The sequence below is a fragment of the Amycolatopsis sp. NPDC051102 genome (genome assembly GCF_040682815.1).
Classification (GTDB): domain Bacteria; phylum Actinomycetota; class Actinomycetes; order Mycobacteriales; family Pseudonocardiaceae; genus Amycolatopsis.
This window is the reverse complement of the sequence record NZ_JBFBBT010000008.1, coordinates 67,793-81,285: the sequence shown is the minus strand read 5'-3', so window position 1 is coordinate 81,285 and position 13,493 is coordinate 67,793. Positions and strand designations below refer to the sequence as shown.

The 13,493-nt window shown below is 71.5% G+C and carries 15 protein-coding genes; 8 read left to right on the top strand and 7 right to left on the bottom strand.

Annotated features, from left to right (window positions below; genetic code table 11):
- Window positions 1-36 precede the first annotated feature (36 nt).
- Both AB0M93_RS23085 and AB0M93_RS23080 read left to right on the top strand, forming a co-directional pair.
- A complete protein-coding gene (locus tag AB0M93_RS23085; RefSeq protein ID WP_364276235.1) occupies window positions 37-798 on the top strand; it encodes a lysophospholipid acyltransferase family protein in 762 nt (253 codons plus the stop codon).
- A gap of 17 nt (window positions 799-815) precedes the next feature.
- The gene (locus tag AB0M93_RS23080) at window positions 816-1,304 is read left to right on the top strand and encodes a polyadenylate-specific 3'-exoribonuclease AS (protein WP_364276234.1); all 489 of its coding nucleotides are present in this window, start codon (window positions 816-818) and stop codon (window positions 1,302-1,304) included.
- Here the strand turns inward: AB0M93_RS23080 and AB0M93_RS23075 are convergent.
- On the bottom strand, window positions 1,276-1,974 hold the full coding sequence (locus AB0M93_RS23075; RefSeq protein WP_364276233.1) for a TetR/AcrR family transcriptional regulator C-terminal domain-containing protein: 699 nt from the start codon (window positions 1,972-1,974) through the stop codon (window positions 1,276-1,278). The genes AB0M93_RS23080 and AB0M93_RS23075 overlap by 29 nt on opposite strands.
- A gap of 68 nt (window positions 1,975-2,042) precedes the next feature.
- Here AB0M93_RS23075 and AB0M93_RS23070 point away from each other — a divergent pair, with 68 nt between their 5' ends.
- A complete protein-coding gene (locus tag AB0M93_RS23070) occupies window positions 2,043-3,152 on the top strand; it encodes an NAD(P)/FAD-dependent oxidoreductase (protein WP_364276232.1) in 1,110 nt (369 codons plus the stop codon).
- A 141-nt stretch (window positions 3,153-3,293) separates the two neighbouring features.
- Here AB0M93_RS23070 and AB0M93_RS23065 read toward each other — a convergent pair whose 3' ends face one another.
- The gene (locus AB0M93_RS23065; RefSeq protein WP_364276231.1) at window positions 3,294-4,376 is read right to left on the bottom strand and encodes a 3-deoxy-7-phosphoheptulonate synthase; all 1,083 of its coding nucleotides are present in this window, start codon (window positions 4,374-4,376) and stop codon (window positions 3,294-3,296) included.
- Between the two features lie 283 nt (window positions 4,377-4,659).
- On the opposite strand from AB0M93_RS23065, the gene AB0M93_RS23060 reads away from it, so the two are divergent.
- Complete coding sequence (locus AB0M93_RS23060) at window positions 4,660-5,685, top strand: 6-phosphofructokinase (protein WP_364276230.1); 1,026 nt, start codon at window positions 4,660-4,662, stop codon at window positions 5,683-5,685.
- Window positions 5,686-5,735: 50 nt separating this feature from the next.
- On the opposite strand, the gene AB0M93_RS23055 is transcribed toward AB0M93_RS23060, so the two are convergent.
- From AB0M93_RS23055 to AB0M93_RS23040, 4 genes are all read right to left on the bottom strand, one after another.
- Window positions 5,736-6,569 carry a CU044_5270 family protein gene (locus AB0M93_RS23055; RefSeq protein ID WP_364276229.1) on the bottom strand — a complete coding sequence of 278 codons (834 nt, stop codon included), beginning with the start codon at window positions 6,567-6,569 and terminating at the stop codon, window positions 5,736-5,738.
- The gene (locus tag AB0M93_RS23050) at window positions 6,562-7,137 is read right to left on the bottom strand and encodes an RNA polymerase sigma factor (RefSeq protein ID WP_364276228.1); all 576 of its coding nucleotides are present in this window, start codon (window positions 7,135-7,137) and stop codon (window positions 6,562-6,564) included. The genes AB0M93_RS23055 and AB0M93_RS23050 overlap by 8 nt, the downstream gene beginning before the upstream one ends.
- A gap of 65 nt (window positions 7,138-7,202) precedes the next feature.
- The gene (locus AB0M93_RS23045) at window positions 7,203-8,639 is read right to left on the bottom strand and encodes an aromatic amino acid ammonia-lyase (protein WP_364276227.1); all 1,437 of its coding nucleotides are present in this window, start codon (window positions 8,637-8,639) and stop codon (window positions 7,203-7,205) included.
- A gap of 35 nt (window positions 8,640-8,674) precedes the next feature.
- Window positions 8,675-9,157: a group II truncated hemoglobin gene (locus AB0M93_RS23040; RefSeq protein WP_364276226.1), complete on the bottom strand. Its 483-nt coding sequence runs from the start codon at window positions 9,155-9,157 to the stop codon at window positions 8,675-8,677.
- 68 nt (window positions 9,158-9,225) lie between these two features.
- Between AB0M93_RS23040 and AB0M93_RS23035 the strand changes: the two genes are divergently transcribed.
- Window positions 9,226-9,558, top strand: coding sequence for a helix-turn-helix domain-containing protein (locus AB0M93_RS23035; RefSeq protein ID WP_364276225.1), 333 nt, complete (start codon window positions 9,226-9,228; stop codon window positions 9,556-9,558).
- Between the two features lie 13 nt (window positions 9,559-9,571).
- On the opposite strand, the gene AB0M93_RS23030 is transcribed toward AB0M93_RS23035, so the two are convergent.
- Window positions 9,572-9,880, bottom strand: coding sequence for a metalloregulator ArsR/SmtB family transcription factor (locus AB0M93_RS23030; protein WP_364276475.1), 309 nt, complete (start codon window positions 9,878-9,880; stop codon window positions 9,572-9,574).
- 157 nt (window positions 9,881-10,037) lie between these two features.
- Here AB0M93_RS23030 and AB0M93_RS23025 point away from each other — a divergent pair, with 157 nt between their 5' ends.
- From AB0M93_RS23025 to pyk, 3 genes are all read left to right on the top strand, one after another.
- On the top strand, window positions 10,038-11,252 hold the full coding sequence (locus AB0M93_RS23025; protein ID WP_364276224.1) for a glycoside hydrolase family 18 protein: 1,215 nt from the start codon (window positions 10,038-10,040) through the stop codon (window positions 11,250-11,252).
- 54 nt (window positions 11,253-11,306) lie between these two features.
- Window positions 11,307-11,972 carry a DUF2461 domain-containing protein gene (locus tag AB0M93_RS23020; RefSeq protein ID WP_364276223.1) on the top strand — a complete coding sequence of 222 codons (666 nt, stop codon included), beginning with the start codon at window positions 11,307-11,309 and terminating at the stop codon, window positions 11,970-11,972.
- Between the two features lie 91 nt (window positions 11,973-12,063).
- Window positions 12,064-13,488, top strand: coding sequence for a pyruvate kinase (pyk, locus tag AB0M93_RS23015; protein ID WP_364276222.1), 1,425 nt, complete (start codon window positions 12,064-12,066; stop codon window positions 13,486-13,488).
- Window positions 13,489-13,493 lie beyond the last annotated feature (5 nt).

The following is a 13,493-nucleotide window of genomic DNA, read 5'->3' as shown; positions in this document are numbered from 1 at the left end:
ACAGGGGCTGCGCTGCGATGGAGGACTGAGGCACCGGTGCTGTACTGGCTCATGAAGTGGGTATTCATCGGACCGCTGCTCAAGACGCTGTGGCCGACCAAGGTCGTCGGCGCGGAAAACATCCCCGAGACCGGCGGCGCGATCCTGGCCGGCAACCACCTGGCGGTCGCCGACTCGTTCTTCATGCCGCTGCGGGTCAAGCGCAAGGTGACCTTCCCGGCCAAGTCCGAGTACTTCACCGAGCCCGGCTTCAAGGGCACGCTCAAGAAGTGGTTCTTCACCGGCGTCGGCCAGTTCCCGATCGACCGCTCCGGCGGCAACGCCGCGCAGGCCGCCCTCGACACCGCCATCCGCCTGGTCAAGGCCGGCCACCTGCTCGGCATCTACCCGGAGGGCACCCGGTCCCCGGACGGACGGCTCTACAAGGGCAAGACCGGCGTCGCCCGGATCGCCCTGGAGTCCGGCGGCGTCGTGATCCCGGTGGCGATGGTCGGCACCGACAAGGTCAACCCGATCGGCTCCAAGATGTGGTGGCCGCGCCGCCTCGAAGTCCGCTTCGGCAAGCCCCTGGACTTTTCCCGGTACGAGGGTCTCTCGGGTGACCGCTTCATCGAGCGGTCGATCACCGACGAAATCATGTACGCGCTGATGGAGCTGTCCGGCCAGGAGTACGTCGACATCTACGCGGCGAAGGCGAAGGAACTGCTCGCGGCCGAGGCAGCCGGCGTGAAGCCGAACGTGCCGACCCAGCCCGCCGCACGTGACGCAGCCCGGGTGCCCGATTCGAAGGTCGGCTGACCCACTACTGTTCACCGGTGCGGTTTTTCTACGACACCGAGTTCATCGAAGACGGCGTGACCATCGATCTGGTGTCGATCGGGGTGGTGGACGAACGCGGCCGCGAGTTCTACGCGGTCTCGACGGAGTTCGATCCCGCGAAAGCCGGGCAGTGGGTCCGCGACAACGTCCTGGACAAGCTGCCCTCGCCCGCCGACCGCGCTTGGCGCAGCCGCGAGAAGATCCGCACCGACCTGCTGGAGTTCTTCGGCAAGCCGCCGGGCGGCATCGAACTGTGGGCCTGGTTCGCGGCCTACGACCACGTGGCGCTGGCCCAGCTGTGGGGCCCGATGCCCGCCTTGCCGCGCCAGCTGCCGCGGTTCACCCGCGACCTGCGTCAGCGCTGGGAGGACGCCGGGAAGCCGAAGCTCCCGGCCGCCCCCACCGACCAGCACGACGCCCTCGCGGACGCGAAGCACAACCTGGCCCGCTGGGAAGTCATCGAGGAGTACTTCCACCGCCGCTGAGGCGGACGGCGATGCCGTCGAGGAGGAACTCGAGGCCGGCCCGGAAGGTCTCGCCGGCGTCCAGGTGCGGGCCGTCGCGAACCATCGACTCGACGGCGGGGAACCGGCCGGCGGCGAAGGCGCGCTCCAGGTAGGGGCCGTAGGCGGCCTGCCACTGCCGCTTGTCCATCCCGCTGGCCCGTTCCGCCCGCCGTTCGCCGATCTCCCGGCGCACCGCGCCGACCACGTACGCGTTGACCGCGGCGACGGCCGGCACGACGGTGTCCAGGTCGATGCCGGCCAGCCCGGCCAGCACGGCGTTCCCGCTGGCCAGCGTGTTCGGCCCGAGCTGCGGCCGCCCGCCGAGCAGGTCGGCGAGCCATTCGTGCCGGTGGACGGCCCGGCGGACGGTTTCGGCGTGGGAGCGCAGCACCTCGCGCCACCCGTCGCCGGCCGGCCGGATCCCGGCGTAGACCGCGTCGACCATCAGGTCGAGCAGCTCCTCCTTGGTGTCGATGTAGCCGTACAGCCGCATCGGCCCGACGTCCAGCGCGCCGGCGACCTTGCGCAGCGACACCGCGTCCAGGCCGTCGGCGTCGGCCAGCCGGATCGCCGCGCGCACGATCGCGTCCCGGCTCAGCGGCGCCGGTGCCGCCCGATCCGGCGGCTCGGGTCGTTCCCACACCAACATGCCGCGGACGATACATCGGCTGTCGCGATACACTGTATCGAGACATACAGCGTATAGAGGGGACCACGATGACCATCGCCATCATCGGAGCGGGCATGGGCGGCCTGGCTCTGGCCCGGGTGCTGCACGTGCACGGCATCGACGCGGTCGTGTACGAGCGCGAGCCGGCCCGGGACGCCCGGGACCAGGGCAGCATGCTGGACATCCACTCCGGCCAGCGCGCACTGCGCGAAGCCGGTCTGCTCGACCAGTTCTTCGAGATCGCCCGCGGCGAGGGTCAGGACATGCGGCTGCTCCAACCGGACGGAACGCTGCTGCTGCAGGAGGACACCCCCGACGACGCACCGCTCCTGCGCCCGGAGGTGGACCGGGCGGACCTGCGCAACCTGCTCCTGGATTCCCTGCCCGAAGGGACGGTGCGCTGGGGGCACGCGTTCGAGTCCGCGGACGCCGGCGTGCTGCGCTTCGCGGACGGCCGCAGCGCGCGGTACGACCTGCTGGTCGGCGCGGACGGCGCGAACTCCCGGGTCCGCCCCCTGCTCACCGACGCCCGCCCGGAGCACCTGGGCCAGAACGCGGTCGAGCTCGGCATCCCGGACGTCGACCGCACGCACCCGGACCTGGCGGCCATGGTGGGCCGCGGCAACTGCTGGGTCTTCGGCGACGGGATTTCCCTGGCGGCCCAGCGCAACGGCGACGGCCGCGTCCGCATCGGCATCAGCTTCTACAACACGCCGGAGGACTGGTTCGCGACGAGCGGGATCCCGTTCGACGACCCGGCGGCGGCCCGGGCCCGCCTGATCGAGCTGCTCCCCGGCTGGGACAAGCGGTTCACGGCGTTGATCGAGGCCAGTGACGACCGGGTGGTGCCGCGCACGCTCACCACCCTGCCGGTGGGCCTGACGTGGGAATCCCGCCCGGACGTGACGCTCCTCGGCGACGCGGCGCACCTGATGCCGCCGGTGGGGGAGGGGGCGAACATGGCGCTGCTCGACGGAGCGGAGCTGGCGCTGGCGTTGGCGGCGCACCCGGAGGACCAGGCGTCGGCGGTGCGGGAGTACGAGCGCGAGATGTTCGAGCGGACGGGCGCGGCGGCCCGGATGTCGGCGGGGATGCAGGAACTGCTGATGTCCCCGGACGCGGCCCAGCGGCTGCTGGAGTTCTTCCAGCCTGGCTGACTCCCGGCAGTCCGAGTTCGGCCGGCCAGGCCGACTCCCGGCAGTTTCGGTTCGTGCGGCCGCGCGGGCCGGCCGCACGAACCGAAACTGTCGGTGCCCACCGGTAACGTGAAAACCGGGGATCCCCCGGGCGGGGACCCCTCAGCGGCGCGCCCGCACCGCCGAGGCCAGCTCGTCCAGCAGCGGCGCGGTGTCGTCCCAAGCCAGGCAGGCGTCCGTGATCGACTGCCCGTAGGTCAGCTCGCCGGCGTGCCCCAGCGAAAGCTCCTGCCGCCCGCCGGCCAGGAAGCTCTCCATCATCAGCCCGGAAATCCCGCGCTCCCCGCCGGCGATCCGCTCGGCGAGCTCCCGCACCACCGCGCCCTGGCGCACGTGGTCCTTGCCGCTGTTGCCGTGCGAAGCGTCGATGATCACCCGCTCGGGCAGCCCCGCCTTCGCCAGCCGCGCCAGGGTGTCGGCGACAGTTCCGGCGTCGTAGTTCGGGCCCGCGTTGTGGCCGCGCAGGATCACGTGGCAGTCCGGGTTGCCCGACGTCGTCAGCAGGGCCGCGAGGCCGTCGGTGTTGATGCCCGGGAACACGTGGCTCGCCGCCGCCGCGCGGGTGGCGTCGATCGCCACCTGGACGTCGCCCTCCGTCGAGTTCTTGATGCCCACCGGCATCGACAGCGCGCTGCACAGCTGGCGGTGCACCTGGCTGGCCGCGGTCCGGGCGCCGATCGAGCCCCACGTGACGATGTCGGAGATGAACTGCGGCGTGATGGGATCGAGGAATTCACACCCCACCGGCAGGCCGAGCGCCGACACGTCGAGCAGCAGCTTGCGGGCCATCCGCAGGCCCTTGTTGACGGCGAACGTGCCGTCGAGGTCCGGGTCGTTGATCAGGCCCTTCCAGCCCAGCGTCGTGCGCGGCTTCTCGAAGTACACGCGCATCACGATGTGCAGTTCGCCGCGCAGCTGCTCGGCCTTCGCCGACAGCCGCTGGGCGTAGTCCAGGGCCGCTTCGGGGTCGTGGACCGAACACGGGCCGACCACGACGAGCAGCCGGTCGTCGCGGCCTTCGAGGATGTCGACCGTTTCGGCGCGGCCGTGGCGCACCACCTTCGCGACGGCGGCGTCGACCGGATGGTCTTCGCGCAGCAGCGCGGGCGAAATGAGCGGACTGATCGACGTGGTGCGCGCGGCGTCGAGGTCACCGATGGTGGCCGGTCCGGCGGAGAGCGTCATGGCGGGGGTGTTCCTTCCTGGTGGACACCGACCCGCGGGGGACACGCCGAGCCGGTTTCGAAATCCGGCTCGGGGTGGGAGGTCAGCGCAGGTTCACGCCGCCGTGCCCACCCGGGGCCGGCTTCGTAAACCAGAAATAGCGCTGCACGGGCTCAACGTAGCACAGCGCGCCCGCGGACCGATCCGGCAGGTGGTACGGGCTGCACCGATCAAGACGAGAGCCGCTACGCTGGCGTCTGACGAAATGTGACTGTCATCTCCCGAGAACAGACGGAGGCTTCTCATGCGTGTCGGTGTGCTGACCGGCGGCGGCGACTGCCCGGGGCTCAACGCGGTGATCCGCGCGGTGGTGCGCAAGGGCATCGAGGTGCACGGCTGGGACTTCGTGGGCTTCCGCAACGGCTGGAACGGCCCGCTCACCGGCGACAGCCGCCCGCTGGGCCTGAACGACGTCGAGGACATCCTCACCCGCGGCGGCACCATCCTGCGGTCCTCGCGCACGAACCCGTACAAGGTCGAGGGCGGCGTCGACAAGATCAAGCAGGTCCTGGCCGACCAGGGCGTCGACGCGCTGATCGCGATCGGCGGCGAGGACACCCTCGGCGTCGCGAAGCGGCTGACCGACGACGGCGTCGGCGTCGTGGGTGTACCGAAGACGATCGACAACGACCTCGGCGCCACCGACTACACGTTCGGCTTCGACACCGCGGTCTCCATCGCGACCGAGGCGATCGACCGGCTGCACACCACGGCCGAGTCGCACCACCGCGCGCTCGTCGTCGAGGTCATGGGCCGGCACGCCGGCTGGATCGCGCTGCACTCCGGCCTCGCCGGCGGCGCGAGCGTCATCCTGGTGCCGGAGCGGCACTTCAACGTCGACCAGGTCGTCTCCTGGGTCGAGCGCCGCTTCGAGAAGGAGTACGCGCCGATCATCGTCGTCGCCGAGGGCGCGCTGCCCGAGGGCGGCGAGGAGAAGCTGCTCACCGGCGAGAAGGACGCCTTCGGGCACGTCCGCCTCGGCGGCATCGGCACCTGGCTGGCCGACGAGATCGCCCACCGCACCGGCAAGGAGTCCCGCGCGGTGGTCCTGGGCCACGTCCAGCGCGGCGGCACCCCGACGGCCTACGACCGCGTCCTGGCCACCCGCTTCGGCCTCAACGCGGTCGACGCGGTCGCGGACGGCGACTTCGGCGTGATGGTCGCCCTGAAGGGCACGGACATCGTCCGCGTGAAGCTGTCCGAGGCGACGGCGGAGCTGAAGACGGTCCCGGTCGAGCGTTACCAGGAAGCCGAAGTCTTCTTCGGCTGAGTTGCCCGCCGAAGGGCCGCCCCGGGAGTCCGGGGCGGCCCTTCGCGCGTTCAGGGGCGCTGCCGCACCGCGTCGACGATGCCCTGGCTCACCACCGCACCGTCCATTCCGGAGCCGAGGTAGGCGAAGGTGACCGGGTCGAACAGGAACTCGTCCTGGTTGCCGATCCCGTGCTCGGTGGTGCTGTCCCAGGTGACGCCGAGGACCGTCCGGCCGGTGGCGTCCTTCGCGCCGGTGCGGGCGACCAGCCCGGGCACCTTCGCCACGGCCTCGTAGAGCGCAGCCCGCGCCGCCGGGCGCAGGTAGCCGCCGGCCAGTTCGACCACCTCGCGGCCGAGGTCGTGCAGGGTGTCGCCTTCGCCGTAGGTGCTCTGGTGCAGGTAGGCGAGCATGGCGTCGGCGTCCGTCGGCAGGTCCGGGGGAGCGGCGGGGTGCGGCACGCACCGGCTCGTCGCGCGCTTCCCGTCGCGGCAGCCCGCCACCGCGGTTTCGTGGCCGAAGACGAACGCCAGTCCGTCGTGCGTGCCGTCTGCCGAAGCCCACGTTTCGTTCTCCCGGCCGTCCGCGAGCCGCGTCTTCGTGTAGACGAACTGGTCCGGCCGCGGGATGACGTCCGGCAGGGCGCGCGCCTTCGCGGCCGCGGCGTGCAGGATGCGCACCGGTTCGGGCTCGGGCACCGGGCCGGCGTCTTCCGCCGGCGTGAGCACGACGACGGCGGCGGCGGCCGCGGCGAGCCCGGCCACCGTGACCGAGGCCCATACCCGGCGCCGAGCCGGCCGGCGCGCCGTGGCGGCGAGCAGCTCGGCCCGTTTCCGGGCCAGGTCGTCGCGCGCCGGCAGCCCGGCCGGTCCGGCGAAGTCCCGGAGCAGTTGCATCTCATCCATGGTTCGAGACCTCCTCGGGTGCCGGCACGGTGCGGACTTTCCGGCGGGCCCGGTGCAGGCGCGACCGGACGGTGCCCAGGGGGATCGCCAGCGCGACGGCGACCTCGTCGTAGCTCAGCCCTTCCCAGGCAATCAGCAGCAGCACGTCCCGGTCCCGCCGGGCCAGCCCGGCCAGGGCCCCGGCCAGCCGGTCGTTCATCGCCTGGGCGGTCACCCGCTCGGCGACCCGGTCCGCGTGGCCGTCCTGGTCGGCGGGCGGCCCCAGGGCGGCGCGCAGCCGGTACTCGCGGGCCTCTTCGCGACGGCGCTGCCCGACGAGGTTGGTCGCGATGCCGTAGAGCCACGGCCGCGCGCTCGCGAACGCCGGGTCGTAGCGGGCACGCCCGCCGAACGCGATCAGGAACGTCTCGCCCATCAGGTCGTCGGCGGCCTGGCCGCCGAGCCGCCGGGCGAGGTAGCGATGGATGTGCGGGGCGTGGCGGTCGAAGACCACCGCGAACCGCTCGGGGTGCCGGATCGACGCGGTGATGACCTCCGCGTCGTCCCCGGCTTCACCTGGTGGACTCATGAACCGCCTGCCTGTCGTGAGGTCATCTCCCCCGTTGTTGGCAGGACGGGCGGATCGAGTTCACGCTAGATGCGGGCCAGCACGTCCAGGACGCCGACGGCGGCGGCGATGTCTTCGGTGAGCGGCCGGTCGTCGACGCTCTCGTCCAGCACCGCGGCTGCCGCCTCGAAGGCGTCGCGCACCGGCAGCTCCACCAGATCGGCCTCGCGCATCCGCAGCGCGCGGACCGCCGCCACCAGCTCGCACGCCAGGACCTGCTGGTAGGCCGAGCACGCCGCGGTCGCCGCGCGGGCCGCCTGGGTCGAGAAGCTCGCGTGGTCCTCGATGCCGCGGGAGACGACCGCCGTGCCGAGCGTGGCCGGGAGCGCCGCCTGGCGCAGCTCCGTCAGCGCGTCGTGGGCCACGTACTCCAGGATCATCACGCCCGAGCTGCCCGGCGGCCCCGCCGCCAGGAACGGCCGCAGGCCGGTGAACTCGGGTTCCAGCAGGTCGCCCAAGCGGGCCACCGACAGCTCCGCCACCTGGTGCACGGTCGCCCGGGCCTGGTCCAGCGCCGTCGACACGTACGCCGTGTGGAAGTGCGCGTGGTGGTACGCGTCGCCGTGCACCGTCGAGATCATCGGGTTCTCGGTGCTCGCGTTGATCTCGACGGCGAGGACGTCCCGGAGGTAGTGGATCGCGTCCAGCGCCGGGCCCTGCACCTGCGGGAACGCCCGCAGCCCGAACGGGTCCTGGATCCGGCGCCCCGGCTTCGGCGTCTGGTGCATGCCCAGCAGCCGCCGCATTTCGGCCGCGCAGGCGACCTGCCCCGCGTGCGGACGCGCTTCGTGCACCGGGGTCGCGTACGCCTCGGGGTTGCCGTCGAGCGCGACGTACGTCAGCGCCGCGACGGCGTGGCTCGCGCGGGTCAGCGTGTCCAGCCGCATCGCCGCCAGGGTCGCCTCGGCGAGCGTCGCGGCGTTGCTGCTCATGAACGCCAGCGCGTCGCCCGCGCGCACCGGCACCGGCGGCGCGTCACCGGTGACCCACGGCCGCTCGCCGGTGAGCGCCAGCGCCGCCTCGGCCAGCGGGGCCAGGTCGCCGGTGCCGATCGCGCCGAGCCGGTGCACCAGCGGCCGCGCGCCGGTGCGGACCGCGTCGGCCAGCGCGCCGATCAGCTCGGGGCTGATCCCGGACCGGCCGGCCAGCAGCTGGTTGAGCCGGATCAGCAGCATCGCCCGCACGTGCCCCGGTGGCATCTCGTCGCCGCTGCCGCCGGCGTGGCTGCGCAGCAGCCGCAGGCCGTGCTCGGTCGAGCTCTCGACCGAGTCGTCCTTGTTGGCCCCGACACCGGTGGTCCGCCCGTAGACCACCCGGCGGGTGCTCAGTTCTTCGGCGAGCTTCCACGCGTGCTCGGCCGCGCGCAGTGCGGCGATCGAGACGTCGATGCCCAGCGGGCCCTCGGTGCGCGCCGCGGTCACGACGTCCGCGCAGCGCAGGGTCCGGCCGTCCACCCGGATCAACGGCAGCCCTCCTTCCGGCTGCCCTCACTATGCGGCTAGGGCGACGGCGGCTGCCAGGGGGGCATCGTCCAGTCCCAGCGCGGGACCGGCTCGTGCGGGTTCGGCTCGGCGCCGGGTGCGGAGAAGATGACGGCCAGGCGGCTGCCCCACTCGAGGTAGCCGGCGAACGCGGCGCGGAACTCGGGATCTGCGGGCAGACCGGCCTCGTCGGCGGCGTCGAGCAGCAGGTTCACCCACCGGCGGCGCTGCTCTTCGGTGATGCCTCGACCGAGGTGGCGGCCGACCATGTGGGCGTGGCCGCCGCGGCTGTCGGAGTAGCCGGCCGGACCGCCGAAGACCTCGCCGAGCCAGACCGCGACGTGCTTCGGGTGGTCAGGGTCCATGCCGCGGAAGACGGGTTCGAGCAGCGGATCTTCGAGGACGTGGCCGTAGAAGATCGTCAGCAGCTTCTCGAGGGCTTCGTGGCCGCCTGCCCATTCGTAGAGGGTCGGGGGCGGCGGCGTTTCTGGCACGATCACCGGATCAGGCAACCAGGGCCGGCCCGGCCGGGCAACCACGTACTTTCCGGTGCGTAGGGGGGAGACGGATGAAGCGGTACCACTGCGCGACGGAACTGGCGGTCGACCTCATCGGGGGCAAGTGGAAGCCGGTGATCCTGGCGCACCTGAAGGAGGGCGCCCACCGCTACGGCGAGCTGCGGCGCCGGATGCCGGGGGTGAGCGAGAAGATGCTGACCCAGCAGCTGCGCGAGCTGGCGGCGGACGGCATCGTCCGCCGCGAGGAGTTCGACGGCCGGGTCCCGCACGTCGAGTACCACCTGACGGCGGTGGGGGACGAGCTCCGCCCGGCTCTGACGGCGCTGTACGAATGGGGCGAGCGCCGCGCGGCCGAGCGGGGGATCACGTTCGGACCGGGCTGACCGGGCGGTCGGCTCAGGCCGGGCCGGTTTCGTCCAGGCGGCGTTCCAGGGCGTCCAGCCGGTCCGACCAGAAGCGGCGGTAGGGCGCCAGCCAGGCGTCCACCTCGGCCAGGGGTTCCGGGCGCAGCGCGTAGCACCGCCGCTGCGCCGCGACGCGCACCGTCACCAGCCCCGCCTCCCGCAGCACCCGCAGGTGCTTGGACACCGCGGGCTGGCTCAGCGCCAGCTCGTCGACGAGCTCGCCGACCGAGCGCTCGCCGTCACGCAGCAGGTCGAGGATGCTCCGGCGCCGGGGCTCGGCGAGGACGTCGAAAGTCTGCATCACCCCTGAAATGTGCTCCGCCGGGCATATTCCTGTCAAGGAATGTGGACCTCACATGGTCTGAACCATTGACCTAGTGGTCTAGTCCACTTACGGTGGGTGTGGTCCCCACCACTCCGGCACCGATGCCGTGGGTAATTCCCCGGAGGGAGAACGCATGTCCCGTTTCCGCAGGAAAAGCTTCTCGGCCCTGCTGACCGTGGCGGCCGCCGCGGGTCTCGTCGCGGGCGGGGTCACCGCCCCGGCCGCCACCGCCGCGACCGAGGCGTCCGTCGGCAAGGTGGTCGGCTACTTCACCGAATGGGGTGTCTACGACCGCAACTACCACGTCAAGAACATCGAGACGTCGGGCTCGGCGAGCAAGCTGACCCACATCAACTACGCGTTCGGCAACGTGACGAACGGCGGCTGCGCGCTCGGCGACGCCTACGCCGACTACCAGAAGACCTACGACGCCGCGGGCAGCGTCGACGGCGTCGCCGACACCTGGGACCAGCCCCTCGCCGGCAGCTTCAACCAGCTCAAGAAGCTCAAGGCCAAGCACCCCGGCCTGAAGGTCATCTGGTCCTTCGGCGGCTGGACCTGGTCGGGCGGGTTCGGGCAGGCCGCGCAGAACCCGGCGGCGTTCGCGAACTCCTGCTACAACCTGGTCAACGACCCGCGCTGGGCCGGTGTCTTCGACGGCATCGACATCGACTGGGAATACCCCAACGCCTGCGGCCTGTCGTGCGACACCAGCGGTGCGGCGGCGTTCAAGAACCTCCTCCAGGCGTTGCGGGCGAAGTTCGGCTCGAAGCTGGTCACCGCGGCGATCACCGCCGACGGCACCAGTGGCGGCAAGATCGACGCGGCCGACTACGGCGGCGCCGCGCAGTACGTCGACTGGTACAACGTGATGACGTACGACTACTTCGGTGCCTGGGCTGCGCAGGGCCCGACCGCGCCGCACTCGCCGCTGACGTCCTACGCCGGCATCCCGACCGCGGGCTTCTACTCCGACGCGGCGATCCAGAAGCTCAAGAGCAAGGGCGTCCCGGCGAGCAAGCTGCTGCTGGGCATCGGGTTCTACGGCCGCGGCTGGACCGGCGTCACGCAGAGCGCCCCGGGCGGCACCGCGACCGGCCCGGCGCCCGGCAAGTACGAGCAGGGCATCGAGGACTACAAGGTGCTGAAGACGTCCTGCCCGGCGACCGGCACCGTCGCCGGCACCGCGTACGCCAAGTGCGGCAGCAACTGGTGGAGCTACGACACCCCGTCGACCATCGCGGGCAAGATCTCCTACGCCCGGACCCAGGGCCTGGGCGGCGCGATGTTCTGGGAGCTCTCCGGTGACACCACGAACGGCGAGCTGATCACCGCCGTCGCGAAGTAGCGCACGCGGGGGCACCGGCGAAACTTGTCGGTGCCCCCGTTTATCGTCGCGGGCGTGACGTTCAGCGGATTCGGCGAGTACGCCGTCGACTTCTACGACGGCCTCGTGGAAGACAACTCCAAGCCCTACTGGGACGACCACGTCGAGACCTACAAGTCCGACGTCCGCGCCCCGATGGAGGCGCTGCTGGCCGAGCTGGCGCCCGAGTTCTCCGACGGCTTCGGCGAGCCCAAGGTGTTCCGCCCCTACCGGGACGTCCGGTTCGCCAAGGACAAGACGCCGTACAAGACCCACTGCGGGGCGGTCATCGAGCAGGGCCGCGGCGGCGGCGCCTACTACGTCGAGGTGGGCCCGGAAGGCTTGCGCGTCGGCGGCGGGTGCTTCCACCTGGCGTCCGACCAGATCGCGCGGTTCCGCCAGGCCGTCGACACGGAACTGCACGGAGAGGCGCTGCGGAAGATCCTCGCCAAGCTCGAGCGGGCGGGCTGGGAGGTCCGGGGCGACCGGCTGAAGTCGAAGCCGCGCGGGTTCGACGCCGGCCACCCCCGGCTGGACCTGCTGCGCTACCGCTCGGTCTACGCGGTCCGGGTGTGGGAGCCGGACGACGTCCTGCACGAACGGGGGGCGCTCGATCGGGTGAAGAAGGCCTGGCGGCAGGTGCGCGAGTTCAACGAGTGGGCCCGCGACCGGGTCGGCCCGAGTGAACAACCCCGTCGCTGACCGCGCCTGACCAGGCAGGCTTCTGAACACTTTCTTGAACATTCGGGATCGGTACAGACGTACGAGCGAACAGGGTCTACGCTATGTGGACGTGAGCCGACGCGCGAAGATCGTTTGTACCCTGGGCCCCGCCACCGCGACCCCGGAGAAGATGCGGGCACTGGTGGATGCCGGCATGGACGTGGCCAGAATGAACTTCAGCCACGGCAGCCACAGCGACCACAAGCAGGTCTACGACCTGATCCGGGGCGCCGCCGCCGACAGCGGCCGCGCGGTCGGCATCCTCGCCGACCTGCAGGGCCCCAAGATCCGCCTGGGCACGTTCGCCGGCGGGCCGGTCGAGTGGCACAACGGCGACATCGTCCGGATCACCGTCGAGGACGTCGCCGGCACCCACGACCGGGTCTCGACCACCTACAAGGGCCTGGCGAGGGACGCCAAGCCTGGTGACCGCCTGCTCGTCGACGACGGCAAGGTCGGCCTGGTGGTCCGCAAGGTCGAGGGCCCGGACGTGGTGTGCGAGGTCACCGAGGGCGGCCCGGTCAGCAACAACAAGGGCGTCTCGCTGCCCGGCATGGACGTCTCCGTGCCGGCGCTGTCCGAGAAGGACATCGAGGACCTCGAGTTCGCGCTCGAGCTGGGCGTCGACTTCATCGCCCTGTCCTTCGTCCGCTCGCCGGCCGACATCGACCTGGTCCACCAGGTGATGGACCGGGTCGGCAAGGGCAGGCTGCCGGTCGTCGCCAAGATCGAAAAGCCCGAAGCCGTCTACAACCTCGAGGCCATCGTGCTGGCCTTCGACGCGGTGATGGTCGCCCGTGGCGACCTCGGCGTCGAGCTGCCGCTGGAGCAGGTCCCGCTGGTGCAGAAGCGCGCCATCCAGATCTGCCGCGAGAACGCGAAGCCGGTCATCGTCGCGACGCAGATGCTCGAGTCGATGATCAACAACTCCCGCCCGACCCGCGCCGAGGCCTCCGACGTCGCCAACGCGGTGCTCGACGGCGCCGACGCGCTGATGCTGTCCGGCGAGACCTCGGTCGGCCGGTACGCGATCGAGGTCGTGGAGACGATGGGCCGGATCATCGAGGCGGTCGAGACCGACTCGCCGATCGTGCCGCCGCTCTCGCACGTCCCGCGCACCAAACGCGGCGTGATCTCCTACGCCGCCCGCGACATCGGCGAGCGGCTCAACGCGAAGGCCCTGGTCGCGTTCACGCAGTCCGGTGACACCGTGCGCCGCCTCGCGCGGCTGCACACGCGGCTGCCGCTGCTGGCGTTCACGCCCGAGGAGTGCGTGCGCAGCCAGCTGTCGATGACCTGGGGCACCAACACCCACATCGTCCCGCAGGTCAACTCGACCGACCAGATGATCCAGCAGGTCGACCACGCGATGCTGGAGATGGGCAAGTACCAGAAGGGCGACCTGGTCGTCATCGTGGCCGGCTCCCCGCCGGGCACCGTCGGGTCGACCAACCTGATCCGCGTGCACCGCCTCGGTGAAGACGACCACGCATAAGGGAC

Excerpts from the sequence above, each read along its gene's own strand:
- AB0M93_RS23030 (WP_364276475.1), bottom strand. The coding sequence starts at position 9,880 with ATGCAGACTTTCGACGTCCTCGCCGAGCCCCGGCGCCGGAGCATCCTC.
- AB0M93_RS23025 (WP_364276224.1), top strand. The coding sequence starts at position 10,038 with ATGTCCCGTTTCCGCAGGAAAAGCTTCTCGGCCCTGCTGACCGTGGCG.
- AB0M93_RS23055 (WP_364276229.1), bottom strand. The coding sequence starts at position 6,569 with ATGGATGAGATGCAACTGCTCCGGGACTTCGCCGGACCGGCCGGGCTG.
- AB0M93_RS23065 (WP_364276231.1), bottom strand. The coding sequence starts at position 4,376 with ATGACGCTCTCCGCCGGACCGGCCACCATCGGTGACCTCGACGCCGCG.
- AB0M93_RS23070 (WP_364276232.1), top strand. The coding sequence starts at position 2,043 with ATGACCATCGCCATCATCGGAGCGGGCATGGGCGGCCTGGCTCTGGCC.
- AB0M93_RS23035 (WP_364276225.1), top strand. The coding sequence starts at position 9,226 with ATGAAGCGGTACCACTGCGCGACGGAACTGGCGGTCGACCTCATCGGG.
- AB0M93_RS23050 (WP_364276228.1), bottom strand. The coding sequence starts at position 7,137 with ATGAGTCCACCAGGTGAAGCCGGGGACGACGCGGAGGTCATCACCGCG.
- AB0M93_RS23075 (WP_364276233.1), bottom strand. The coding sequence starts at position 1,974 with ATGTTGGTGTGGGAACGACCCGAGCCGCCGGATCGGGCGGCACCGGCG.
- AB0M93_RS23060 (WP_364276230.1), top strand. The coding sequence starts at position 4,660 with ATGCGTGTCGGTGTGCTGACCGGCGGCGGCGACTGCCCGGGGCTCAAC.